The following is a 25,396-nucleotide window of genomic DNA, read 5'->3' on the forward strand; positions in this document are numbered from 1 at the left end:
TCCTTTTTTCACAAGATTCTTATTTAAACTCTCTTTATTTCATACCACTTATCCAATAACATCTTTTCTCTTTCCCTTGAAATACCTGCTTTTAATTCCCATTCTTCCACACTCTTCATCCACTCATACACATCTGTAACTGTATGTTCTAACCTTCTAAAAGTAAGTCCTTCTTTAACAACACTTTCAATACTAATTGAAAATCCACCTTTCCACGGCTTCGTTTCACCTTCTAATGAAAAAGTTTCTGGAAGCCATAAAGGCATCTCTGTCCAAGGCTGCACTTTATGTTCATTCATAAACGATTCCTCTATCCAAACGAATTCAGCATCACTATTCGTAACTTTTTTACACGTATTTAATAGCTCTTCCATCGTCAAATCATAATTCGGACCTGTTACATTGAATGTACCTGCATTTTTGTTTTCTGCCATGTTTAGTCCCCAGTTTGCGACGTCTTTTATATCAACTATCTGTACTGGACGGTCTTTTCTTCCTGGAACTAACACGTTACCTCCTTTTGCTACACGCCCGATCCAGTATGGAAGTCGATCTGTATAATCGAACATTCCTGAAAGAAGTCCTGCTCTTACGTGTAAAACACGCCCCGGCCAATACTTCTCTGCTTCTTTTTCGCATAATACTTTCAGCGCACCATAATGCTCATAAGGAGATATTTCACCATTCTCTACAGCCTTTATTTGCTCTTCCGTCGGTTCAGGTTGTAATATATAGTCTTCTTTTATGTCATGCGGAATCCAATCTTTATATACGGAAAGGCTTGAGATGAATATATAGTGTTCAATATTATCTTTAAGTACTTCTCCAACATTTCTAATGTGATGCGGAGAAAACCCACATGTATCCACAACAACATCCCATTTTCGATTTTCTAAACTTGATACATCACCATTTCTGTCACCGATCAGCTGCTCCACTTCAGGAAAAACTTCTTTGTTTGTTCCGCGGTTAAATAATGTAACTTCATGCCCTCTCTGTAAAGCCTCATCTACAAATGCTCTTCCTAAAAATCGTGTACCGCCTAGAATTAGAATTTTCATGGTTCTCCCCCATTCGTGATTAATAACCCTTCCTAATGTTTAACGATTTTTTATTGCGGAAAGTTACGGGGAGCGTTTAAATTTTTCTACAAGTTCACCATTACTCTTTTAAAAGTATATACTCTTTGATTAATCTCCATCTATCCTTTGTTTCTGGCACAACTTCAGAAGCCATCACCACCACCAATTCCTTCTCTGGAATACAACAAATCATATTCCCACCATCACCCATTGCACAATACGAATAGACACCCTCTTCTTCTCGTAACCACCATAAGTAACCATATTGATTTGAATTCATCGCTATTGATTCTTTTATCCATGATTTTGATAGAACTTGTTTTCCATTATGAATACCTTCATTCAAATACATCTGTCCAAACTTAGCCATATCCCTAACCGTTAACGTTAGTCCCCAGCCGCCCGTCGAAATACCATTTGGATCGTGAACCCATCCTTTCACATCTTTTCCGAATAAGTCATCAAATCCAAATGCTTTCATATTATAGTTTGGAATTTCTCTCATGCCGAGTGGCTGAAATAAGTATTCATTCGCAAATTCACGCGCATTTTTTCCTATTGCGTTCGTTATGATCGCTGATAGTATATGAGCTCCTGCAGATGAATATTTAAAAGCTCCAATCTCTCCACCGTTCCCCATTCTATGAAGTGTATACTGTACCCAGTCTAGTTGTGTACATAATTCTTCTAACGGTTCCTGCCAGTCTACAAAAGGGTATGGAGCTGTCATTGTAAGTAGGTGTCGCACTGTTACTTCAGATGACTTTACTTTATATTCAGGGAAAAACTCTATTACTTTTTGATCAACACTTTTTATATAGCCCTTATCTATACATATTCCAATTAGCGCAGAGATTATCGTTTTTGTAACTGACGCTACATGAAATGTATCATTTTGTCCGTAATCGTTATAATATTTTTCAAAAATAACATTACCTTTCCGCACTACTAACATACCACTCATATTTTCATATTCTTCTTTTATAATCTGATCTAACTTTTCAGCAGTTTTCATTATTCTTTCTCCTTTAACCTGTAATTAAAAAGGTTCGATAGGTACATATATATCAACTATATGTTTATGCTTTGGATGCTGCTTTGGGTCATTTCTATATACTTCAAAAGGATACGAGTCTCTCGGTTTATATCCGCTATTTGGCAGCCACTCACCATATATAAAGTCCCACGCTCCCTTATATTCATCTTGGAATATTTCAAAATGTCCTACTGTATACTTGCCTGAAGGTATTATCATTATTCCAATATCACTCGTTTCTACTGCGGACGCATCCGGAATTGTTATACATAAACTTGTTCTTAAATGATAGTCCTCAGTAAATTCATGATGATTGTGGTAAATGGTTAATACTTTCGTATCCTCAAATACATGATAGTTTTTCTTCGCCGCGTAACGAAATAATTTTTCTATCATTTCTGGAAAAGCTATAGCTAACTCTTCATATGTACCTGTATGTCTTATGTATGCGACGTTTATATTATCCGCTGTTACAATTTCAACATTTCCTCGAACCTTCTTACATTCATTGTATTGAGGAATTCCCCTTACGTCTTTGCAATTCTTGCTATTATCGTTTCGATATTGAGACGGACTTACGCCGTAATAATTTTTAAATGTTCGGGAAAAAACTGCTGAATCTGTGAATCCGAAGTGATACGCAATATCTGTAATCGTCATGTCTGCGCGATATGTAAGTAAATGTGTTGCCCTTTCTAGTTTCAAGCGATTCACATACCGAGATAATGGCTCATCAACTATTCCTTTAAAAATCCGATGAAAATGATACTTCGAAAATCCTGCTATATCAGCTAGCTCTTCAATGGATAATGAACTGTCTATGTTTGATTCTATATAATCTTGAACCTTATGTATGCGTCTTACATACTCATTTCTACTCTGTTTATTCTCCATACTCTTTATCTCCTCACAACAAAAAGAACCATCCTAGAATACTTTTAGGACGGCTTTCTATTCGTAATAGATTCTTCCATATTCTATTGTTAAATCGATATAATTTCACTATATTTTTTAAATTGATGGTAATGTGGCAGTATCTCGATTTAATTGAAAGAAACAACTATTTTTTTATGGCCCTACGCAAATTAATAATATTATTGGGATTTAGCTCCCATTGTCTCATAAGTTCTTTTTGTCTTGTTTTTAAGTCTTCAAATGGTTCTTCCACTATGTCGATTTTATTAAATTTCCCTTCGAAAACTAAAGCATTTTTTATCTTTTTATATCCACCAAAACCTAAGTCGTCATTTAGTAACCAGACTACTCTCTGTATTTTTGCGAATAAAATACCACCTGTACACATTGGACACGGTTCCAACGTGCTATAAATAGTAAACTTCTCATTTTTTATTTTTGCATCAAACATTGCTTCCCCTGCATTGCGAATAGCGTCTATCTCTGCGTGAGCTGTTATGTCTTTTTGTGGATGCACTCTATTTCTTCCTCTTGCAATGACATTATTATTTCCATCAACAATAACTGCTCCTACTGGATATGTATTTTCTTTTAATGCCTTTTCTGCTTCTTCCAATGCCATCTCCAAAAAATATCTATCTCTTTCAAAATGCATATAAATCCCCTTCTTTTGATGAAATTATTTTACAGAAATTGCTTTTGACATCCCACTCACTTCTATTAAATTAACAAAATAAAAAAGGATATCATTATGTCTGCAACAACAGGGCAAGCATGGTGTTTTGATATAAACTTAATTTAATAGAATTTGTGATACAATCCAATCGCCATTAAGCTAAGAAAAACAAATACCCTAAAACGAGAATTTTTGAGGTATCATAAAATTTTCAAATTTTTAATTCTTGTTTTGACGTTTCTTTTGTATGCTACCTATAACCCCAAATACAATCGCTACTGCTAAACATACGATTGAGAAAGTTTGTAATACGTTTGTCGAAAAATAGCCTACCCCTAACACTACTGCTAAAACAATTCCTGCTACTAACATTCTCCGTTGCTGCATATCCATGCAATCATTCCCCTTTTATCTACACATTTTTCAAAAATAAAACTCTACTCAAGCCATTCCCATCATAATTTGTATGTACCGATACACCCTCTACTTCATCATCCCCAGCCTCAATTCGAAAACCGATTTCTTGATGAAACTGTATCGACTTTTTATTAGTTGGTGACGTAATTGCTTTTACAACTTTACGATTATTTGCACGAGCGACATCAAAGAAATAAGAATACAATGTCGATGCGATTCCTCTTCTTCTATACTTCGGATTTACACCGATAAAATGAACGTATGCTTCATCTTTATATGTTTGTGAAAAAAATCCACATAAGAAACCTAACGTTTCTCCTTCTTCTTCAATGATAAAACTCGTTTCTTGAAAGTGAACGAAAAACAATTTTGGCAACATGGCAGCCATGTCTCTCCCGCCCCACCAATCATTTAAAACAGAATGAATCTTTACATAATCTTCCCCTTGGATGTTTCTTACTCGCATATGTTTCTCCCTCTCACTCACTTCATTTTTTCATAAATTTTAATGACTGTTTCTACTAAAAGGATAAATACCCATATCCCGCAAAATACGAGAACAGACTGGAATATCGATCCAATTATCATAACACCAACTGCACCTGTTATTGAAAAGGATATTCCACCAAACCCTGGATCCTGTATAAATGCTCCAGCAGAAATAGCGATTATAATAGATACTATTAAATAAATCACACTCATTATTTTTAATATTTTTATAGAAAGATACGAAGTTTGTTCTTGCTCCACTTGTGATAATTCGATTTCCCCGCTTTTAATTCCTTTTTGCAAACAGTCCTCACATAGAAATTCTTCCTTAATTTTTTTACCACCGTGCAATGTACCTGTAATTTCTTTACAGCGCGTACACTTTCGATTTATCATTTTGTTATCACTCCAATCTCGTAAGATTATACTTATACAATTTTGTTTTACCTTATTATTCCTTTTATGTATTTTATAGAGAGGTGACGTGTTTTATGATATCTAAACTTACTTTTGGCTATAAAAAGCCTACTGAGCAATATGTATTACGACCTAGTTGTTATGCAATTATTTTCAACTCAACTTCTTCAAAGATTGCTGTTATCCAAAAAGGTGACCGTTACTTTTTACCTGGTGGCGGTATGGAAGGTAATGAAACAAAAGAAGAATGTTTGCACCGTGAACTACTAGAGGAATTAGGATGGGCAATTAAAATTGATCAGTATATCGGTAATGCGGCTCGATATTTTTATGCAGAAAAGGAAGATATATATTATTTAAACGATGGATTTTTTTATATTGCGAATATGGTGCAGAAACAAACTGAAAACTGTGAGGAGGATCATGTTCTAAGGTGGATGTCTCCATTGCATGCTATAAAGCATCTCATACACGATCATCAAAAATGGGCCGTTGAACAAGCGCTTTTATTACAAAAACAAAAAGGATCTCCTTCTATATGAAAGAGATCCTTTTTACTGTTAACTTACTTTTTTCAAATTGAGAGCTGGCTTTTTGATTCCACCTTTTTTTACAACATATAAACCGATGAAGATAATAAGCCCGCCAACTAGTTGCATCAAATTAATTTGCTCTCCAATTGTTACTGCCGCAAAGATCACTGCAAACAATGGCACAAGATACATATAAACCATTACTTTCGTTGAGCCTATTTTACTAATACCGACATACCACATTGCAAGTCCGAATATGGTCGCAAAGACGATTGAATATGCTAGTGATTCCCAGCTTAGTGTATCTACTGGCCACGTTAGTGTGTTTACGTTGAATAAACAGTATATAACGAGAGGTACAATTCCAATTAAAGTAGACCATGATGTGACTCTCATTGCGGAGTACTTTGTAATAAGAGGTTGTGCTAAAATTGGGTACCATCCCCACGCAATTGCTGCGACTAATCCAATTATATTTCCGAGCCACGCATACTCGTAAGTAGCTCCTCCTGTGTGTCCTGTTAATAAAACGAATGCTGCACCAATAAACGCTACGATTGAACCAATTTGTACTTTCATCGAAAAACGTTCTTGTTTGTGCAATACTGCTAATATCCCTGTAAAAATAGGGGACATCGCAATTAATAATGAGGCGTTCGTTGCTGAAGTATATTTCACGGATAGCATAAACATCGTTTGATACATTGTCGTACCAACGATGCCGACTGCTACTAATCGTAACCAATCTTTTCTTTCAATACGTAATGAGCGTTCCATCATAAAAGTAATAAGTAATAATACCGGTGATGCTACTAAAAATCGTAAACTATTAAATTGAATGGATGACATAAATGCCACGCCATACTTTCCTATTGTATAATTTGCTCCCCATACTAACGCAACTGATACTAGGAGCCATTCCATTTGCCATCGTTTCATCCGAATCTCCCCTTCCATATTTAGCATAGTAAAATTGGCTGGATATAACACCGTCCAATTGGCTGTTTTTTTACCCAGCCAATTTGCTATACTGGATTTATATAAGAGATACGGAGGCGTTTTTTATGGAATGGAAGCTAGATAATGACAGTAAAATCCCTATTTATCAGCAAGTTGTTGACTTTATTGAGAAACGTATTACATACGGAGAACTTCCTCCAGGAAGCTTCCTACCTTCCGAACGGAAATTAGCTACGCAGTTAAATGTAAACCGTAGTACAGTAACGACTGCTTATAATGAGTTACGTGCTATGGGAATTGTAGAAAGTACGACTGGTAAAGGTACACGTGTAAGTACACATATGTGGGGCGTTTCTCCAACATTAACGCCGAACTGGAGAAATTTCGTAGAAGGTGGTACGTTTTTACCAAACTTACCGTTACTTCGCCATATTCGGGCAGAAGTACAACAAAATGAAAACATTATTGATTTTGCAAACGGAGAGCTCGGTTGTAATCTCTATCCTCATGATCAACTACAAACGATTTTACGAGAACAACCGTTAACGCATTCATTAAGTTATGATCATCCGCAAGGCTATCTCCCGCTAAGACAAGCGGTCGTAAAATATATGAAAGAATATTTAAAAGTTGAGGCAACTGAACAATCCATTATGATTACATCTGGCGCACAGCAAGCACTTCACCTTATCGTACAATGTTTATTAAATCCCGGTGATGCCGTCGCTTTCGAAAGTCCATCGCACTGTTATTCCTTACCGCTATTCCAATCAGCAGGTATTCGTATTTTCCCGTTACCTGTCGATGAACATGGTATTAATCCGGATGATGTGCAAGAATTATATAGAAAACACCGTATTAAAATGATCTTTTTAAATCCAAATTTCCAAAATCCTACGGGAACGATGCTGCATCCAAACCGTAGAAAAAAACTATTATCACTTTGTGCAGACTTACGAATTGCGATCGTTGAAGATGACCCGTCCAGTTTACTTACGCTAGAAAAGAAACAACCTTGCCCTACTTTAAAATCGATTGATGAAAATGGAACAGTTATTTATGTACATTCTTTATCAAAAATGATTGCGCCAGGATTACGAGTCGGCTGGCTCGTCGCTCCGCAATCTGTAGTAGAAAGGTTATCCGACGCAAGGCATCAAATGGAATTAGGAATGAGTATTTTCCCGCAGTGGCTTATGCAGCAGTTTTTCGAAACTGTACCATTTCAGTCGCATATCGTACCGTTACGAAAACAACTAGCAGAAAAAAGAGACGTTATTGTTCGTGCTCTAAACGAGCAACTTCATGATAAAATCTCTTTTTCAAACCCTACTGGTGGTATTTACATATGGGGAAAATTAAAAGAACCGATAAACGAAAAACAACTCATTATGCAAAGCTTAAAACAAGAAATTGCTTTTATGCCTGGTAGTATTTTCGGCGCGAAAGATGGTTATATTCGTTTATCTTATGGAAAAGTGGATATTGATCAAATTGAGGAAGGTATTTCTCGTTTGCGGGAGGCTATTTTGGTTTGTGAAAAATAACTTTACATAAAGCTCTATCGTTTGACAAAAGAAAAATCTACCATTATTATCAACACGAACCTAGTTACCCCGCATTAACGGGCAATAAAACTCCCAGCTCAAAATTCAGCTGTAACAAAGAAGTTAGGTGGGAGATTAACTGCCCGTAAATGCCCGATTGGTTCAACTAATAATCAGTGGAGGGTGAATCCCCCCACTGATTAAAGTTTCACTTTATAGGAGTGGTAAAAATGAAAATTTACGTTGATGCAGATGCTTGTCCTGTAAAAGATGTAATTATTTTTGAAGCTACGAGTGCAGAAATTCCTGTAACTCTAGTTACTAGCTTTTCTCATTATTCTAATGCTCAGCAGCCTAAAGGTGTAGAAACAATTTATGTTGATTCCGGAGCAGATGCTGCAGATTACCGAATTATGCAGTTAGCAAAAAAAGAAGATTTAATCGTAACACAAGATTACGGTCTTGCTTCGCTCGCTTTAGCAAAAGGCTGTATCGTTCTACACCATAAAGGCTATAAGTATACGAATGATAACATTGAACAATTGTTACAAACACGATATTTAAGTGCAATGGTTCGAAAAAGTGGTAAACGTACAAAGGGACCGAAACCATTTACAGCAGAAGATAAAGAGAAATTTAGAGAGCTCTTTAAAAGTATGATCGCACTTTAAAAATGAATCGTCTATTTGCAAGGAAAACTTCGCAAAACAAAGAAGAGAATATCGTAATGAACATTCTCTTCTTGAGGTTTACCCGTTTAAAATGAAGGTAAATTATCTAAGTTATTTTCTTTTATTCCATCAGGTTCACTACGTATAATATCTCTGCCATACTTATGAAATACGTCCACATGAGCTAACTTCCCTGATTTTGCTTCACTAAGAGCAGTCATATAATCTAACTCTCTCCCGCTACTTGTTTTAAAAGCAATCAAATCACCTTCATCATTTTTACGAACAGCAACAATTTGTTCTGCTCCTGAAGTAACTTCCTGAGCTATTTCAAATTGAGCTTGCTCTTCCCCTTGATGTAAATAATCATTATATACTTTTTCAAAGTCTTTTTTGTCCATTAAACTCACCTCCAAAACATTTTATTAGTATGGTTGGGAGGTGTTGGTTTTATGTACTTTTCTGTTAGAAAAACGAATTTTTAATACCTACGCAAACCCTTCAAAGTCTCCAATATATCATCTGTAAAGGCTGTACTACCCTCTGTCTCTAAAGCTCTGAAATATAAACTTCTTAAGAAAGCTCTAATATTTTGTACTAAAATATCATATTGAGGATGCGGGATGTCTTCAACAATTGCTATGCTATGTAGCCAATTGCTCCACTCTTCTTCAGTTAAAAGATTTTGGTTACGTAACGACATAATTGGTGCTACTAATCTCTCATCCTCAAAGTGAATGTATACGTAGTCATGTAAGCGTACCTTCTGACGAACAGCTGCAAGAATCGCATACGAAAATTCACGACTTTGGATTGTACGTGCTAACGCATCAAGCGCATCTGCTGCATGTGCAGTAGAGTGTGCCCAGCCTTTTCCTTCTACGTAACCTCTTACATCTTCTTCTAAATATACATATTCCAGCACTTGTTCTGCTACACTGTACAGTTGTTCTTCGGATAACAACGGTTCTCTTTCATGAACAGATAAAATAAGTGGTGGAATTAATACGGAGAATGCACGTTTAAATACAGAGTCTGTTCCCTTTTCACCAATTTTATAAAATAAATAATCAGGACTAATTGCTTGTAGCATTAACCCTCGTAATTCTTTTTGTCTAAACACATCATTTGTAATCCATGTATGAAGCGTACTATAAATTAAATCATCACGTAATTCAGCGTCAGGTGATCCGATATAATCTAGCATCCACTGCGCATATGGATATGCATCTACGTCTTCTGGTACAGCATAATTATTATTTTTAATTTGTAGTAGTTCTTCTTTTAGTTCTAGTACTTCATTCATTCTATTCCCTGTCCCCTTTTTACGTTTTTTTATTGCCTTATCCCCCGTTTTTTACTTTCTAAAGTTAATTTAATTATAAGAGAATTATAACTATAAATAAAAGGCTATACATATAATTTTGATTATGTATTACTTTCGCTCTTGAAATATAACTTCTGGATTTGCTAAATCACTATTCCGAAATACAACATCCGCATAACTTTTTGGATTATGCTCATCTATATACATCTTACAGGCAGCATGATATCTGTTTAAAAACATCTTCTCTGCTTCTTCATAACTTCCAAAAGCTTCTGTCTCCCGCTTTGCACCACGTTTTCTCGCAATCTCAAAATCTGTATCTACAAAGATTTTGTAATCAAATAAATGCGTAACGTCTTTTTTCAATAGAAACGTTCCATCTACTATTAATATCATATTTTGCGTAGCCAATAGCGGCTCATTATGTACAGGCATATCCGTTATTAAGTTATGAGAAATCGTTTCATACTGTAAATTCCCGTTAAGTCCTAAAGGCATTAATAATCTTTCTTTGAAAGCTGTATAATCGTGTGCATCTTCATAATACCCTCTTGCAGATTCTTTTCCTTTTGCATAGCGAATCACTCTTGGATTATGAAAATCATCAATGCTGGCGCGTGTTACTGGTAATCCTCGTTTTTTTATTTCTTCCGCTAGTTCGTTTGCAAATGTTGTTTTTCCTGAGGCTGTAATACCGCTTACTCCAACTCTTATTGGATGGGTTAAGTTTAGCTTTACAATATGATCTGCAATTTCTTTGATTCTTTGTTTTCGGTTCATGATATCTCCCTTTATAATTAGTTGACATAATATAATTATAGATAATAATTCATGTCACTATTTGTCAGTAAATTGATATCCTTTCTCGAATCGCTGATATCTCGAAAAAATCATTGATATATTTTAAGTTATGATAGATATATTTGAAAAATCGTTGATATATTATTAGCTTACTTTCCCTTAAACCCTCGATATAAAGCAGTCCGTAATTCTTGTTTGTATTCTTCAATTTCTGGCATTTCGAGTTCTTCTGCTAGTCTGATAGCTAATTCAATATCATACGGTACTCGTACAAGTTGAATAGAAAAGCTCGCTGCTTCTTTTTCATTGTAAGTTCCTTCAAATATTAAATAGGAAGCTTGTGTTATTTCAAGTGGGTTTCCTACGCTACCGGCATTACATAACGTTTTCCCTCTGAAATTTTGAACGAATGCTTGGTGAACGTCACCGTAACAAACGACATCTGGTTTTCTTTCCCCTTCTATATTTTCCGTCAGATCACTATTTTCGAACATACTAATACGTTCTTCTCTTGAAGCGTGTGGTTGAATTCTTTCATATAAACTTCTCGGTGAAGCGTGAAACATACGAATGAATTTCCCACTCATATAAAACTCGATTGAAAATGGTAAGTTTCTTAAATAGTCATTTTGTTCTTCCGATAATTGTTTTTGATGCCATTTCAATGCTTCAAATTCAGTCGGCTTTGTAATAAAATCATCCCAGTTTCCCATTACGACTACTTCACATTCTTTACGAATGATTTCAACTGCTTCACTGGAATGAGGTCCTTTTCCTACTAAATCTCCAAGGCAAATAATGCGCTCGATTCCTCTTAATTTAATATCATTCAACACGGATTCTAATGCTTGAATATTACCGTGAATATCTGAAATTACTGCTATTTTATCCATATAAATTACTCCTTTATTTATTAAATTCGCTTGATTGATACCATTTTGGAATATAAGATGAAAAATGATTATGATCTTCTAAAATTCCATTTAATCTTTCCTTCATATCATCTACTAAATGCGGTGTACTTCGATTCGTCCAAACGATATCCGCTGGGAATGTCATCGCGACGTACAATGTATACAGTTTCCAAAAATGAAGCGATGGTTCGCCTCCGAAATAACCGTGAACTTGTCCAACCGCAAATGGTTTACTTATTCTTATAGTAAAAATCGCTACGTTATAAAAATCGTGTATTGGATCACCAAAATCATATCCACCAAAATCGATAACGATAAATTCCTTATTATGAATCATGCTATTTGCTGGATGGAAGTCATCATGTAAAAATCTTATTGGACGATTTCCCAATAAATCTTTATGATTTTCTACAAAGGTTAATACTGGCTTCAAATCCAGAAAATTCACCTCGTAATCTGTTAGTGCCTCTATGTATCTTTCGTATTTATTCCATCTAGATGTTTCCCATTTATTACTTGCACTTTCTCTTTCAATTGAGTGAATCCTCTTTAATACTTCCCCTGCTTTTCTTCCTACATTATACTGTTCTTCCACCGATAACTTCTTTAAACCTTCTTCACCATTTATACCTCGGGTCCATTCAAATACTTGAACACATTTATTTAATTTCTCAATTATTATGAAATGAATTAACTTGGGTGTTGGAATATGTAATGACTCTAATTGTTTCATATACGTATATTCTTCTTGTTTACGTTCAAAATGAACAGCATCACATACTTTTACAAAATAGGTTTCTTGATTCTTTAATTCAATTTTATACTTCTCTTCATGTGAAAAACCTTTTGAAATAGCTGTACACGTTGCAATACGAGGCCATTCTAGTATTCTCTCTATCTCTCTAAGTATTTCTTTCACAACGTTCACCTCTATTAATATATGTACAAACTACCTAGCACTTCATGTTCTCGTTTATTTCCACCTTTAAACTCTACTGCAAATGGATTTTCGCCATTCTTATTCAAATGTTCTAGTACTAGCCCTTCTCCAATCGGTTCACAAAACTGCACATGAATATCTCCAAATACTACACTTTGACACTCGGCATTCCATTTTTCATTTTTCACAACTAAGCTTGTAGATAGCTCCATTACTTCTTTCCATTTCCGTACTGTTTCTCGAACATTTTTTACTGCGTAATGAATCGTTTCAATTTGTTGCACTTTGTTTTTATGTTCAGTAATCGTCCCACTGTTACGTAAATCGTTTCTTCTTTCTTCGTCCGTTTCATTCCACTGTATAAAGAAAGGTAATTTCGGTCCGTTCTCTTCTTGCTTAACGAATAACATTTTCCATTCTAAAAGTCGGCCATCTTTTCTCATACGTTTCCCTTCAAATGGCCCTATCGTATGTAAGCCGTACTTATTAAAGTTAACTGCTAGCTCCTCAATTGCATCTGTTCGGATCGCGATTTGTAGCATTCCTTCTCCATTTTGTAGTTTCACCACTGTTTCTTGTACTAATGGATTTTCTGCTTCTTTCGCTTTTTCTTCATGTTGAACTGCTAAAAATTCTATATATGATAAATCAAAATAACTTAAACTATTCCAAGTACCCCAATTCGTATGCTCTCCGCCTAATACAGTATGAAATCCAAGTTCCTGCATTTGTTTTGCCGCTTCCTCCGGTGTACCATGAACTGCGTGAACGAGATGATCAAATCGTAACATGTCTTTCTCCCCTTTCTCTCCATCCTTTTATTGTATATTTTATTTTTCTTTCATTCAATTCAAAAACTTTAAAACCTAGTTGATTTATACGATTAATATGTATTATAATGAAACAAATTTAATTATTGCTGATTGGAAAAACCAAAGGCACTTTTCTCATACGGGAAAAGTGTCTTTTTCATTTATTATTACAGGGGGATTATTTATGCAGAAATTAATTGTCTTTGCTATTATTGGATTTTTCGCTCAATTGATCGATGGAGCACTTGGAATGGCGTATGGAGTAACGTCTTCCTCTTTATTATTAATGTTTGGTATTGCACCAGCTGTTGCATCTGCATCAGTTCATTTAGCTGAAGTCGTTACAACTGCAGCTTCCGGCGCATCTCATATCAAATTTGGAAACGTTGATAAATATACAGTTTCCAGGCTTACATTACCTGGGGCAATCGGCGCATTTGTTGGGGCATGTTTTTTAAGTAATTTGCCCGGAGATGTAATCAAACCATACATTTCCGTATTTTTATTTACTTTAGGGGTTTATATTTTATTACGATTCATCATCCAAAAACAAATTGTCACTTCAAATAAGCGTATGTCTGCAAAACAACTTGTGCCACTTGGTTTATTCGCTGGATTCGTTGATTCAACTGGTGGCGGTGGTTGGGGGCCCATTACGACACCTGTTCTTCTAGCAAGAGGAAATGAAGCTAGAAAAGTTATTGGATCTGTAGATACGAGTGAATTTCCTGTTTCACTCGCTGCAACAATCGGCTTCTTCATCTCACTTGGCTGGGAACAAGTAAGCTGGGTTTGGGTATTTGCGTTAATGCTTGGCGGTATTGTCGCAGCTCCAATTGCTGCATGGTTAGTCCGCATCGTTCCACCCCATTTACTTGGCGTATTAGTTGGTGGTCTTATTATCTTTACAAATATTCGTACACTGCTTACTACATTTAAAGTGGATCCAACTGTTATTTCACTTTCTTACGTTGCAGTTGGTCTTGTCGTTATTATTTCTATTTTCATTGCTGTTCGAAATCATTCCAATCGTCCTAACGCATCAACGGCTGAGTATCCAAATGATCAGAAGCAAATGCTACCATAACTATAAAAAAATACCGCTCAATTTAGAGCGGTATTTTTTATTTTTCTATTTTCCAATTAATCATCGTTTCTGTAGCATTTACTCTCTTCATATGTAACTTTTCTAAAACACGCATCGAACTATAGTTATCTATGAGTGTCTCTGCAATTATTGTTTCTACCTCTCCTGTTTTGAAAGCCCAATCGATTAGTTCTCTTACAGCTTCTATTGCATAGCCCTGATTCCAATATTTCTCAATGAATCCATAGCCAATTTCTACTGTTTGATCCTCGTTTGGTTTCCCTTTAAACCCAATATCACCTAAAACGCTATCATCTTCTTTCCGAAGAACATACCACGCCCCCCATGGTAATAAAGCCGAATCTTGTTTTACATTCTCTACATGCCCTACAATATGCGGACCGCTATTATATCCTTGCTCGTTAGCGACTTGAATACTCTCTTCTGTACACGGCACTATATAGAGCCTTTCTGTTTCTAATTTCATTTTGATTTCCCCTTTTTGCTTAAACGTTACTTTAATTATAACAAATAATATGACTTTATCATGAATGTCGAATTATATTTTTCTGAATTTTCTTTTTATTTAGAGGGTTTTTCAATATTTTTTGCGAAACATTTGTATAACAATTTTTTCTTTGCTTATTGCTACATAATAGTAGGTTCGGGTGGAGTTTCGCAAGCGTTTCCTATACAATAACCGATATTTTTTGACTTTTCCTAACAAAATATCTTGCAATATATTCAGAAAGTCATTACAATTGCCATATATTAAAAATCTTAGCAATATATAAATCCTCATCAATCCGATGAGGTAGAGGTTGCGACTTTTAATAGTAAAACGGACGAGACACAGAGAATGTCAGCTGACTCCGTTTGAAAGGAAAAGTTGCCGAAGTTTATATTTCTTCTCTGGAAATATGAGCTGGGGCTGTCTCCGAAAGGAACAGAACTGTCACGTTTACAAAATTACCGTGTAAACGTGGGGTGCTATCTTAACGGAAGGGTATGATGGGGTGGTTATTTGTGAAACGTTCCGCCAAATTCCTTTGGCGGTTTTTTGTATTTTTCTCCCCCGCTCCTTCCTAACCTACAAGAAAAGGAGTGTTGAACATGAATAGCGCAACAAATCAATCTACCTCTAAAACGCAAACTACACAAGGACAAGGTGAATTAAAACGCGGATTAAAATCGCGTCACCTTACGATGATTTCTCTCGGTGGTACAATTGGTACCGGACTATTTCTTGCCAGCGGTGGTGTCATTCATTCAGCTGGTCCTGGCGGTGCATTAATCGCATACGCCGCAATTGGAATTATGGTATATTTCTTAATGACAAGCTTAGCTGAACTTGCAGCTTACATGCCTGTTACTGGATCTTTTAGTACGTATGCAACAAAATTTGTTGATCCATCACTTGGTTTTGCACTTGGATGGAACTATTGGTATAACTGGGCGATTACAATTGCGGCAGAACTAGCGGCCGTAACATTAATTATGAAATTTTGGTTCCCAGATACCCCTTCTCTTATTTGGAGCGGATTATGTTTAGCTATTATTTTCCTTTTAAACTATTTATCTGTTAAAGGGTTTGGTGAATCTGAATATTGGTTCGCACTTATTAAAGTAGTTACAATTATTATCTTTTTAATTGTCGGCTTTATGATGATTTTCGGAATTATGGGGGGCGAAACTGTTGGCTTCAAAAACTTCACTGTTGCTGATGCACCATTTAACGGTGGTATCATGGCAATTATCGGTGTATTTATGGCAGCTGGTTTCTCCTTCCAAGGAACTGAATTACTTGGGGTAGCTGCTGGTGAAACTTCTGATCCAGAGCGTAATATTCCGAAAGCAATTCGTTCGATCTTTTGGCGTATTCTTTTATTCTATATTCTTGCGATTCTCGTTATCGGTTTATTAATTCCTTATACAACTGAAAGTCTTGCCGCAAGTGATGTAACAGTAAGTCCATTTACACTTATTTTCGAAAAAGCGGGCGTTGCCTTTGCTGCTTCTGTTATGAACGCTGTTATTTTAACTGCTGTACTATCTGCTGGTAACTCTGGTATGTATGCATCAACTCGTATGCTTTGGGATTTAGCTCGCCAAGGAAAAGCACCAAAGTTTCTTGGTAAATTAGATAGCCGCGGTGTACCTGTTAACGCGTTAATCGTAACGTCAATTGTTGGTAGTATTGCTTTCATTGCTTCTTTATTCGGTGACGGAGTTGTATACATTTGGTTATTAAACGCATCCGGAATGTCTGGTTTTATCGCATGGGTCGGAATTGCAATTAGTCATTACCGTTTCCGTAAAGCATATATCGCACAAGGAAAAGATTTAAATGACTTACCATATAGAGCAAAATGGTTCCCATTCGGTCCACTCTTCGCATTTACTCTTTGTATTATCGTAATTTTAGGACAAAACTATGGCGCATTTATGGGTGAATCAATCGATTGGAACGGCGTACTTGTTTCTTACATCGGTTTACCACTCTTCTTAGTACTATGGTTAGGATATAAATTTACGAAAAAAACGAAAGTGATTCCACTTGATAAATGTGAACTAAAATAAAGTGAAACGAGCAAACAAATTTGTTTGCTCGTTTTTTGTTGCAAACCTCTTTGCTTCCCTATTGCTCCTGTTTTTGCAATAATAAAGGAAATATAAATAAAGGTTGGGATACAATGAACATTCGCATTACTGATGAAGCGAAAGCAGCTATACATAGATTAGAACTTGAAGATAAAAAGATCGTTCGCATTAGAGGAACAATGACGAACTCTTGTAGTATTTTCGTTGATGTCGATTTAATTTTGGATACATATAACGCAGATGATGTTGTATATGAAGATGCAGATCTTATCGTACAAATGGATTCATTCACGAAAGACTACACTGGTGATACAGTGAAGCTTGATTATAAGACGACTGGTTTTAGTATTACGACTCCGAGTGAGACGTTAGTTTATGGTTTGTCGATTAAAAAATAAAAATTGTTTTCATTTGACCACCGAGGTGAAAAAATGGGTAATTATGTTCCGTTAAAATTTTTATTTAGCGAAGAATTAGCAGAAAAAATAGCTGATTCTATTTGTAAATACGATCCGAATTTCTCTAAAAAAAACTTTGTATCCTCTGTAACATGTAAAGTTGAAGGTTTAGGGTTAAAACAACGTATTGAAGTAATAGCAGATGAATTACATAATGCATTACAAAAAGATTTTAATGAAGCAATACATATATTACTAAAAACATTAGGCCCAGAAAATACAACAGAAGTAGGCACATTTACAAACGGATATATGTACATGCCTCTTGCAAAATACATTGAAAAATATGGACTTAACGACTTTGAAACCTCATTCAACGCCATGTATGAAATAACAAAAAGGAATACTGCTGAATATGCCATTCGGCCTTTTCTTCAAACATACCATGAAGACACACTAAACATATTACAAAAGTGGATTCATGATAAAAACAGCCACATTAGAAGATTAGTTTCTGAAGGTACGAGACCAAGACTTCCTTGGGCTAAAAAAACAGGAGCTCTAAAAGGTGATTTTAAGTACAATTTACAGCTTCTTGAACCATTAATGAATGACCCTTCTAAATATGTTCAAAAATCTGTAGCCAATCATATTAACGATATTACGAAAGAAGATAAAGAACTCGTTTTTCAGTGGTTACAGCAATTACGTGATAAACAGCATCCTATTAATCCTTGGATTATAAAACATGGGCTAAGAACAGTAATAAAAAGTGGTACTTTACCAAAAAATTTTTCTTTTTAAGTATTTTAAACAAAACCGCTTATGCTTCAAAAATGAAGCATAAGCGGTTTTCCTTTTGAATACAGAAATAACAAACATAAAAAGTACTTTAAATTTCTTCTTTATATCATTATTTTACTAACTCTTCTATGTTATTACTTTCCTTAATTTTTTCGGATGATAGCCAGAGTGAATAACTTGTTCCATCCTTGTTCCTTAAATATATGTTAAATTCCTTATTATATAGTTCTTCTTTAAGAATAGTGACTACCTTTCTCAAATCATCTATTACATATGGATCATTTCTATATTTTATCTCACTGTCATTGAAAACTAAAGTCAATTCATACTCTAGACAATTGCCGTCTTTCGGGTGTGGACAAGTAATATCCTCAATTACAAAACGATCATTTTGAATTTCATTTAACCTTACGCCTACTTTTGTTTCAGTTTGAATCAAATATGTCCAATAACCGCTTACTGTGTTTTTCATTGTTAAAAGCAGTTCTTCTTTCGTTATAGCTTTTTGCACATTTTGAAAAGGGAAACCTATAGATTCACCATTATAATCCTCAATTTCAAGTGTTGTTATCTTTCTATTACTCTTCTGAATGAATTGAATTAGAGCATATAAACGATCTAATTCTTTTGATTCAAATTGACTGTAATCAATCTTGTCACTCGTTTTTAAAGTTAATAATAACTTATCCGTTGGTTTCTCCTCTATATCATCATCCACTATATATTGAAAAACATTTTTATTTTCAGGTTCCACGTAACCTAATTTTTTAATTTCTTCTAGCATTGGTTTAAATTTCTTATATTCCTCATATGTTTTTTTTCCGTATTGATATTCATCACCTTTTATTCTTGAATATAAGAAGCCATCTACCTCTACTCTAAATTGAATATTTTTGTTATTTTTTGCTTGAACAGTATGATATGTATGCCCCATATTCCCTTCGTTTATAGCACCCCAATGTGTTACAATCACATCAATTCCGTGCTTTTTTTTCACATATTTTTTCACCTGATCGTCATCTTTATAATTACACCCACTTAAACATAAGAAACATAACAATACTAACATTACATTTTTCATTCTTTTCATATAGCACCTTGCCCTCTTTTTGCATAAACAAAATATTCCATATATAAAGAATACTAAATCGCTGAATGTTTTCAAAGAATTAAAATATTTTTACACTCGGTTTATATATCTATTTCTTTTATTAATGGCTCTAATAAGTTTTAATATTGATAATCGAATATAATAAAAAGAAACCTAAATTTAAGGTTTCCCATTTTTACCAACAATTTAAATTTTAATAGATATTTTTTAGCCAAGTAATAATTCGTAGTACCTGAAACGACTCAAACCAAGTAATGAAAAACAGGAGAACAAAGAAAGAGATAAGTGATATGAATTTTAATCTTCCATCTTCACGTCTAGCAATCGCTATAATACTCAGAACCACTCCAATCAAAAAAGAAATATACCCTAATAGGATAATAGGCTCAGAATAGCTATCTATTATCCTATTTAATCCAAATAATAACATTCCAAAAGTCATCAATGTTATTGAAAATACACTAAATTTTTTCATAATTCAACCTCCAATATAATTTTACTATTTTATGGAGAGAATAATTTTTTTATGCGTATGGATGAACAATTACACTATAAAATTAGATAACTCAATTTATTTTTTCATTAAACAACTGCCTTCTTTTATACCCTCAAAGGATTTTCACTCAATTAACCCGAATATATAAATAACAATTCTCACAAGGAGTAACTTTATATGAATCTATTCGAACACGAAACATAAAACCGTTCCACTTTAATAAGAGGTCCTCCCTTTTTCTTTTCTCATCATATCATCCATTAAAAAAATAGGAGGACATAATTATGAAACGTGATCCATTATTTTTAACTTTATTAGAAAGTGCAAATACACATTTTAGCGGCTGGGATTTTTCTTTCATTTCAGAAACAGGTCGAATGAAGAGCGAACCTTTATCGTGGTCATACGGCAGTACTGCTTTTCAGCTTATGCAACGTGCAGAATCAATGCTCGATATGGGTACTGGCGGCGGAGAGTTTTTATCTATGTTACAACCGTTCCCGTCAACTATATTCGCTACTGAGGGCTACGCTCCAAATGTGCCAATTGCTCGAAAGAAATTAGAGTCTTTAGGGGTTACCGTTGTAGAAGTGACCGATGATACTGCTTTGCCATTTCAAGATGGTCAATTTAATTTAATTATAAATCAACATGAATCGTATGCTGCTTCTGAGGTAAACAGAATTCTTTCTCCAAGTGGCGTTTTTCTTACACAACAAGTTGGCAGTCTTGATTGCGCGGAACTTAATGAGCAGTTTGGCTCACCACTAAATAGCGAATTTGCAAGTTGGTCTCTCGAAACCGCATGCAGTGAGTTAAAGCAAAATGGATTTACTATCTTAGATGCAAAAGAGGAATTCCCTTTCCAACGCTTTTATGATATTGGCGCTATCGTCTATTATTTAAAAGCAATTCCGTGGCAAGTTCCTGATTTTACTGTCGAAAGGTACTTTGAGGAGTTATATCGTATACATGAGATTATTTTGCAAAATGGATATTTTGATGTGAAACAACATCGTTTTATGATTAAGGCGATTTGTAGCTAACAAAAAGAGGTGGCAAAGCCACCTCCTTTTTGCTCCGTTTACATATGTTCTCTACTCTTTCATAATAAGAAAAGTTATATCATGCATATTACAATTATGACCAATGAATTGTATTTCTGAAACATATAATCACCTCGCATATAGGATGAGAGCAAAAACGTGATTTTTCACTTTCCTCTTCTATTGAGAAATGAGTTGTTTTTCATATCGCTTGTTCGCATCATCTTCTGTCAAACATGCAGTTGTGTAATGAATAATATTCCGGTTATCATACGTAAACGTATGTTCTAACTTATTTTCTTCTGTTAATACTGTCGGTAAGTATTTTGGTAAATTGCTAACTACTCCTCTATTATCACCATCTAATATCCAATCAATTTCTTTCCATTCTAATAGACCTTCAGCCGTACGTAATGGTATATTCATTTGCATTCCATCTGGCAAATCAGCAACGAACACATACATTCCTTCACTAGCCTGGGGCTCATCTTTACCTTTAAAACCAACAGTCCCTTTATACGTTACACTTGAAAGTTCTATGCCCGTTTCCTCAAATGTTTCTCTAATTATTCCTTCGTATGGCGTTTCATTATCTTCTATTTTTCCTCCAACACCATTCCACATCCCCATATTCGGCTTTTTATTTCTATTTAATAGCAGTATTTTATCGCTTTTTCTAATAAAGCAAATTGTGTATTTGTACATACGATCATTTCCTTTCATTTTCCACATGAGTTATTTGGCTTATTTTCAAGTAAAAACACTCGCCTTACAATTCCTTACTACATAATATATAGTACAACTTTCATGCGTAAACACTTTACGTCAAACGAGAGAATCCTTTTTAGAAAGGAGAATTTAAAATCGATACTATAAGCAATGAATTTCTAAACCAATATTACAACAGCCTCGTATGGTTAAACGATACACACTGGTTCGGGGTTCCAATCTGTAAACTTCCCTCTGATCTCTTTTTGTATCAAGAAATTATTTATGAATTAAAGCCCGATTTAATTATTGAATGCGGGACTTTTCACGGTGGTAGTGCACTGTATTTAGCTTCTATGTTAGATTTAATTGGAAAAGGTCACGTACTTACTATCGATATAACTCCGCAGCCAAATCGACCATCACATAATCGGATTACGTATTTAACAGCATCTTCTGTTTCTGTACAGGCCGTCCAAACAATAGTAAGCATGCGCAAACCTGATGATGTGGTTTTAGTTATTTTAGATTCTGATCATAGTAAAGAGCATGTATCCAAAGAACTATTACTATATAAATCTATCGTCACTACTGGCAGTTATATGATTGTAGAAGATACCTCCATTAATGGACATCCGCTTCTTCCCGATTGGGGGCCTGGCCCGATGGAGGCTGTGGATGAGTTTTTAACTAAAAATAATAACTTCATAATCGACGAGTCTAAACATAAATTTTTCATATCATTTAATCCAAAAGGTTTTTTAAAGAAAATAAAGTGAAACTTTAATAAGTGGGGTTTTGCTCCTCTCCCACTTATTCTATTATTTTCATTTTTGAAAAAGGATAATATACAAATTCCACCTTGCCAATTATGTTATCTTCTTCAATATATCCTAAGCCATTTCGACTATCTCTACTTACTTCGCGGTTATCTCCCATTACAAATAACTTATTTGGCGGAATTTTTGTCTTTTGAAAATTATAAAACACTTGTGTGTTGTTAAATAAATCTTTGTTTGTATATGGTTCTTCTTGCTTTTTATCGTTCACATATACCTTTCCGTTCGTTATGTTAATTACATCACCAGGAAGCCCTATTACACGTTTCACATAATATTTCGATTCATCCTCTTCTTTTATAATGACAATTTCTCCGTGTTGTAAATTAGAAAGACGTACTACTGCTTTATTTACAAATACGTAGTCTTCTTCATATAAAGTGGGCTGCATCGATTCCCCTTCCACCTTACATAAAGTAAAAGAATGGTAGCCTATGACTATCACCAATATAAATAGTATGTACTTTCCCCAGCCTCTCTTAATCTCCTTTTTCATATCCATTCCCACCTTATAAAGCGCTTTTTAACTCAAAAAATATATCACTGCACAATATGTTTCCATGCAGTGATACTATTTTTACTGTGCCTTGTTCGGTTGTTCTACTGGAATTGAATTTGCATTTGATCTATTTGTTTTTAACTCAAAATACGCATCCAAAATTTCTTTACCAATCGCAGAATTAATTCCTGATTTATCATCATTCACCCATGGTACAACAACTGAAAAAGCTACTTCCGGATCAGCATCATATGGTGCATAACCGGCAAGAGTTAAATTATAACATTTTTTTCGGTTGTTGTTCTCATCTCTTCCAATATCACTTTCTCCACCATATACTGTCTCAGCTGTTCCTGTTTTTCCCGCTGGTTTATATGGTAGACCTTTAAACGTTCCGGTACCTGTTCCGTCAGCTTCTTGAAAAACTCTTCTAAATCCTTCTTTTACATGATTAATGTACGAAGTGTCCATATCCACTCTATTTAATACAACTGGTTCAATCGACCGAACGACTTTTCCTACATCCTCTGGTCTATTTGGTTGCTCTCTAACTTCTTGTACAATTTGTGGCTTCATTCGGTAACCGCCATTTGCAATGGTTGAAATATATTGTGCAAGCTGCAGCGGCGTATATGTATCATACTGTCCAATCGCGTAATCAAGTAAAAATCCGGGTATGTTATCAGTTCTACCTACTTGACCAATTGATTCATTTGGCAGGTCAATACCAGTCGACACACCTAGGCCAAATTGTCTAAAATAGTAGCGCATTTTATTAAATGTTTCTTGTTTAATGTCTAATGGATTATTTGGGACATAATTAATGCCTGCCATTTTTAAAGCCGTATTAAACATATAAACGTTCGATGACACTTGCAAAGCTCTTAAATCATCAATATCCCCAAATTCTTTCCACGATTTCTTCGGCTTAGAACTTCCTTTAAAATACATTGGTGCATCAAAGAAATGTGTATACGGCTTAATCGCTTCTGTTTGATATCCAGTTAATAAAGTAGCACCTTTTACAGTTGACCCTAACTCATAAGAACTTGTCATCGTTCCTAATGCATAATCTTCTATTTGCATACCGCCATCTTTATTTACAATTTTCTTTCCTGCCATTGATAAAATTTGACCGTTTTTCGGATTCATCATTACTACGAACGCACGATCCATCATCGGCTCTGCAGCATGAAAGGCTCGTAAATTCTTTTCAAGGCTTCCCTCTACTCTTTTCTGTAAATCCATATCGACTGTTAACATCAAGTTATTTCCACTTTTTCCTTCAGTCACTTTTTCTGTTCGAACAATCTTCCCTGCTTTATCCATAATATTTTTAGACTGTTCTTTCGTTCCGTGTAGTGCATCTTCGTATTGTTTTTCGATGTAACTTTTACCAATACGGTCGTTTCGATTATAATCACGAACTAAATAATAATCTAATTGTTCTCTTGGCAACCCTTCATTTTCATTAGAAACGCTACCTAGTATAGAGCGCAGTATTTTATCATTTGGGTATTCACGTTCCCAATCTACTGTTGTATCTATCCCCGGTAAACTTGCCAACCTTTCACTAACGACAGCATATTCATTTTGACTTACATCTTTTTTAACGATTTGCGGCGTCATTTTATATCCCGCATTCATTTTGCTTTTAATGGCTAGTACTTCTAGGTCTTCTTTTGAAAGTTCACTTAATTCTTCTTGTGTAATTCTTTCCCTACGTAACTCTTCAACTTTTTTATCTAATTCTTTCCCTTCTATCTCCTGCTTTCTAAATTTACTCTCATCTTCTTTCGTTACTTTCGCTGCTGCCCGCTTTTCATTTAACTGCATCCAAAAATCCTTTTTATCTGTTTCTGTTAACTTGTCTATGTCCTCTTGCGACATTTCAATTAGCTTAGCTAAATCTCTTGCTACTTGTAAAACTTCTTTCGAGTCTACTCCTCTCATTTTCGTATATGTAACGGTTCGCAATGGTTTATTATTTACAATAACGTGGCCTTGCCGATCAAACATTTTCCCTCTAGGAACGGGAGTGCTTACCGTTACATCTTCCTTTTTATTTACTTCATTTCTATACGTTTCTCCATCAATGATTTGTACTTTACCTAATTGAATTATAATAGCTGAAAATAAAAGAAAGACAATAAAAAATAGTACATTTAACCGAAATGGAATATGAGTCTTTTTCTTTTTCGATAGTTTTTTCTGCTCCTTTTTCTGTCTCATTTCGCTCCCTCGCTTCATTCTATTAACATTTCTACGCA

General features: G+C 34.9%; 29 protein-coding genes and 1 riboswitch. Of the genes, 9 read left to right on the forward strand and 20 right to left on the reverse strand.

The features are described from left to right. Positions 1-23 precede the first annotated feature (23 nt). From NST86_RS15225 to NST86_RS15255, 7 genes are all read right to left on the reverse strand, one after another. Complete coding sequence (locus NST86_RS15225; protein WP_016118174.1) at positions 24-1,061, reverse strand: SDR family oxidoreductase; 1,038 nt, start codon at positions 1,059-1,061, stop codon at positions 24-26. Between the two features lie 100 nt (positions 1,062-1,161). Then, a complete protein-coding gene (locus NST86_RS15230; protein ID WP_016118175.1) occupies positions 1,162-2,097 on the reverse strand; it encodes a serine hydrolase domain-containing protein in 936 nt (311 codons plus the stop codon). Positions 2,098-2,121: 24 nt separating this feature from the next. Then, positions 2,122-3,012, reverse strand: coding sequence for an AraC family transcriptional regulator (locus NST86_RS15235; protein WP_000428664.1), 891 nt, complete (start codon positions 3,010-3,012; stop codon positions 2,122-2,124). A gap of 166 nt (positions 3,013-3,178) precedes the next feature. Then, entirely contained in the window at positions 3,179-3,688 is a 510-nt protein-coding gene (locus NST86_RS15240; RefSeq protein WP_000545359.1) for a nucleoside deaminase, read from the reverse strand. A 240-nt stretch (positions 3,689-3,928) separates the two neighbouring features. Continuing rightward, on the reverse strand, positions 3,929-4,102 hold the full coding sequence (locus tag NST86_RS15245) for a hypothetical protein (RefSeq protein ID WP_000367555.1): 174 nt from the start codon (positions 4,100-4,102) through the stop codon (positions 3,929-3,931). Positions 4,103-4,121: 19 nt separating this feature from the next. Further along, positions 4,122-4,592: a GNAT family N-acetyltransferase gene (locus NST86_RS15250; protein WP_001266058.1), complete on the reverse strand. Its 471-nt coding sequence runs from the start codon at positions 4,590-4,592 to the stop codon at positions 4,122-4,124. 17 nt (positions 4,593-4,609) lie between these two features. Next, a complete protein-coding gene (locus NST86_RS15255) occupies positions 4,610-5,011 on the reverse strand; it encodes a DUF3980 domain-containing protein (protein ID WP_000610505.1) in 402 nt (133 codons plus the stop codon). Between the two features lie 95 nt (positions 5,012-5,106). Between NST86_RS15255 and NST86_RS15260 the strand changes: the two genes are divergently transcribed. Beyond that, the gene (locus NST86_RS15260; RefSeq protein ID WP_086423640.1) at positions 5,107-5,574 is read left to right on the forward strand and encodes an NUDIX hydrolase; all 468 of its coding nucleotides are present in this window, start codon (positions 5,107-5,109) and stop codon (positions 5,572-5,574) included. An 18-nt stretch (positions 5,575-5,592) separates the two neighbouring features. Here the strand turns inward: NST86_RS15260 and NST86_RS15265 are convergent, their stop codons facing one another. Next, positions 5,593-6,504 (reverse strand): DMT family transporter, encoded by a 912-nt coding sequence (locus tag NST86_RS15265; protein ID WP_016118178.1) that lies wholly within the window; start codon positions 6,502-6,504, stop codon positions 5,593-5,595. Positions 6,505-6,629: 125 nt separating this feature from the next. Here NST86_RS15265 and pdxR point away from each other — a divergent pair, with 125 nt between their 5' ends. After that, a complete protein-coding gene (gene pdxR / locus NST86_RS15270) occupies positions 6,630-8,072 on the forward strand; it encodes a MocR-like pyridoxine biosynthesis transcription factor PdxR (RefSeq protein WP_000454896.1) in 1,443 nt (480 codons plus the stop codon). A 230-nt stretch (positions 8,073-8,302) separates the two neighbouring features. Further along, positions 8,303-8,743 (forward strand): YaiI/YqxD family protein, encoded by a 441-nt coding sequence (locus tag NST86_RS15275; RefSeq protein WP_000708774.1) that lies wholly within the window; start codon positions 8,303-8,305, stop codon positions 8,741-8,743. Positions 8,744-8,829: 86 nt separating this feature from the next. On the opposite strand, the gene NST86_RS15280 is transcribed toward NST86_RS15275, so the two are convergent. From NST86_RS15280 to NST86_RS15305, 6 genes are all read right to left on the reverse strand, one after another. Next, the gene (locus tag NST86_RS15280) at positions 8,830-9,144 is read right to left on the reverse strand and encodes a DUF3892 domain-containing protein (RefSeq protein ID WP_000358163.1); all 315 of its coding nucleotides are present in this window, start codon (positions 9,142-9,144) and stop codon (positions 8,830-8,832) included. 80 nt (positions 9,145-9,224) lie between these two features. Next, positions 9,225-10,049 carry a DUF2785 domain-containing protein gene (locus NST86_RS15285; protein WP_016118180.1) on the reverse strand — a complete coding sequence of 275 codons (825 nt, stop codon included), beginning with the start codon at positions 10,047-10,049 and terminating at the stop codon, positions 9,225-9,227. A 129-nt stretch (positions 10,050-10,178) separates the two neighbouring features. Then, complete coding sequence (locus NST86_RS15290; RefSeq protein WP_086392018.1) at positions 10,179-10,850, reverse strand: uridine kinase; 672 nt, start codon at positions 10,848-10,850, stop codon at positions 10,179-10,181. A gap of 170 nt (positions 10,851-11,020) precedes the next feature. Then, complete coding sequence (locus NST86_RS15295) at positions 11,021-11,764, reverse strand: metallophosphoesterase family protein (protein WP_000357661.1); 744 nt, start codon at positions 11,762-11,764, stop codon at positions 11,021-11,023. Positions 11,765-11,777: 13 nt separating this feature from the next. Next, entirely contained in the window at positions 11,778-12,704 is a 927-nt protein-coding gene (locus NST86_RS15300; protein ID WP_016118182.1) for an aminoglycoside phosphotransferase family protein, read from the reverse strand. A gap of 14 nt (positions 12,705-12,718) precedes the next feature. Then, the gene (locus tag NST86_RS15305) at positions 12,719-13,516 is read right to left on the reverse strand and encodes a VOC family protein (protein WP_000943349.1); all 798 of its coding nucleotides are present in this window, start codon (positions 13,514-13,516) and stop codon (positions 12,719-12,721) included. A gap of 205 nt (positions 13,517-13,721) precedes the next feature. On the opposite strand from NST86_RS15305, the gene NST86_RS15310 reads away from it, so the two are divergent. Further along, positions 13,722-14,624 carry a sulfite exporter TauE/SafE family protein gene (locus NST86_RS15310; RefSeq protein ID WP_001170721.1) on the forward strand — a complete coding sequence of 301 codons (903 nt, stop codon included), beginning with the start codon at positions 13,722-13,724 and terminating at the stop codon, positions 14,622-14,624. A gap of 37 nt (positions 14,625-14,661) precedes the next feature. Here NST86_RS15310 and NST86_RS15315 read toward each other — a convergent pair whose 3' ends face one another. Next, positions 14,662-15,111, reverse strand: a complete 450-nt coding sequence (locus NST86_RS15315; RefSeq protein ID WP_086423639.1) for a GNAT family N-acetyltransferase — start codon at positions 15,109-15,111, stop codon at positions 14,662-14,664. 320 nt (positions 15,112-15,431) lie between these two features. Continuing rightward, positions 15,432-15,625, forward strand: a riboswitch (Lysine riboswitch). 112 nt (positions 15,626-15,737) lie between these two features. Here NST86_RS15315 and NST86_RS15320 point away from each other — a divergent pair. The 3 genes from NST86_RS15320 to NST86_RS15330 all read left to right on the forward strand — a co-directional run bounded on the left by NST86_RS15320 (position 15,738) and on the right by NST86_RS15330 (position 18,427). Then, on the forward strand, positions 15,738-17,204 hold the full coding sequence (locus tag NST86_RS15320; protein ID WP_001083387.1) for an amino acid permease: 1,467 nt from the start codon (positions 15,738-15,740) through the stop codon (positions 17,202-17,204). Between the two features lie 113 nt (positions 17,205-17,317). After that, positions 17,318-17,623: an iron-sulfur cluster biosynthesis family protein gene (locus NST86_RS15325; RefSeq protein WP_001026166.1), complete on the forward strand. Its 306-nt coding sequence runs from the start codon at positions 17,318-17,320 to the stop codon at positions 17,621-17,623. A 33-nt stretch (positions 17,624-17,656) separates the two neighbouring features. Continuing rightward, positions 17,657-18,427, forward strand: coding sequence for a DNA alkylation repair protein (locus NST86_RS15330; protein WP_000528937.1), 771 nt, complete (start codon positions 17,657-17,659; stop codon positions 18,425-18,427). Positions 18,428-18,536: 109 nt separating this feature from the next. Here NST86_RS15330 and NST86_RS15335 read toward each other — a convergent pair whose 3' ends face one another. Beyond that, positions 18,537-19,517 (reverse strand): hypothetical protein, encoded by a 981-nt coding sequence (locus tag NST86_RS15335; protein WP_047386416.1) that lies wholly within the window; start codon positions 19,515-19,517, stop codon positions 18,537-18,539. 214 nt (positions 19,518-19,731) lie between these two features. Next, positions 19,732-20,013: a hypothetical protein gene (locus NST86_RS15340; protein WP_000714730.1), complete on the reverse strand. Its 282-nt coding sequence runs from the start codon at positions 20,011-20,013 to the stop codon at positions 19,732-19,734. Between the two features lie 305 nt (positions 20,014-20,318). Here NST86_RS15340 and NST86_RS15345 point away from each other — a divergent pair, with 305 nt between their 5' ends. After that, positions 20,319-21,080, forward strand: a complete 762-nt coding sequence (locus NST86_RS15345; RefSeq protein ID WP_086392020.1) for a class I SAM-dependent methyltransferase — start codon at positions 20,319-20,321, stop codon at positions 21,078-21,080. A gap of 180 nt (positions 21,081-21,260) precedes the next feature. On the opposite strand, the gene NST86_RS15350 is transcribed toward NST86_RS15345, so the two are convergent. Beyond that, the gene (locus NST86_RS15350) at positions 21,261-21,785 is read right to left on the reverse strand and encodes an NUDIX hydrolase (protein ID WP_033683900.1); all 525 of its coding nucleotides are present in this window, start codon (positions 21,783-21,785) and stop codon (positions 21,261-21,263) included. A gap of 158 nt (positions 21,786-21,943) precedes the next feature. Here NST86_RS15350 and NST86_RS15355 point away from each other — a divergent pair, with 158 nt between their 5' ends. Next, the gene (locus tag NST86_RS15355; protein WP_080119249.1) at positions 21,944-22,567 is read left to right on the forward strand and encodes a cephalosporin hydroxylase family protein; all 624 of its coding nucleotides are present in this window, start codon (positions 21,944-21,946) and stop codon (positions 22,565-22,567) included. A gap of 34 nt (positions 22,568-22,601) precedes the next feature. Here the strand turns inward: NST86_RS15355 and lepB are convergent, their stop codons facing one another. Next, positions 22,602-23,123 (reverse strand): signal peptidase I, encoded by a 522-nt coding sequence (gene lepB / locus NST86_RS15360; RefSeq protein WP_033682956.1) that lies wholly within the window; start codon positions 23,121-23,123, stop codon positions 22,602-22,604. An 81-nt stretch (positions 23,124-23,204) separates the two neighbouring features. Further along, positions 23,205-25,358: a peptidoglycan D,D-transpeptidase FtsI family protein gene (locus tag NST86_RS15365; protein ID WP_001249180.1), complete on the reverse strand. Its 2,154-nt coding sequence runs from the start codon at positions 25,356-25,358 to the stop codon at positions 23,205-23,207. Positions 25,359-25,396 lie beyond the last annotated feature (38 nt).

Origin of the sequence: Bacillus sp. FSL L8-0199 (assembly GCF_038005705.1) — a bacterium.
Taxonomy (GTDB): domain Bacteria; phylum Bacillota; class Bacilli; order Bacillales; family Bacillaceae_G; genus Bacillus_A; species Bacillus_A cereus.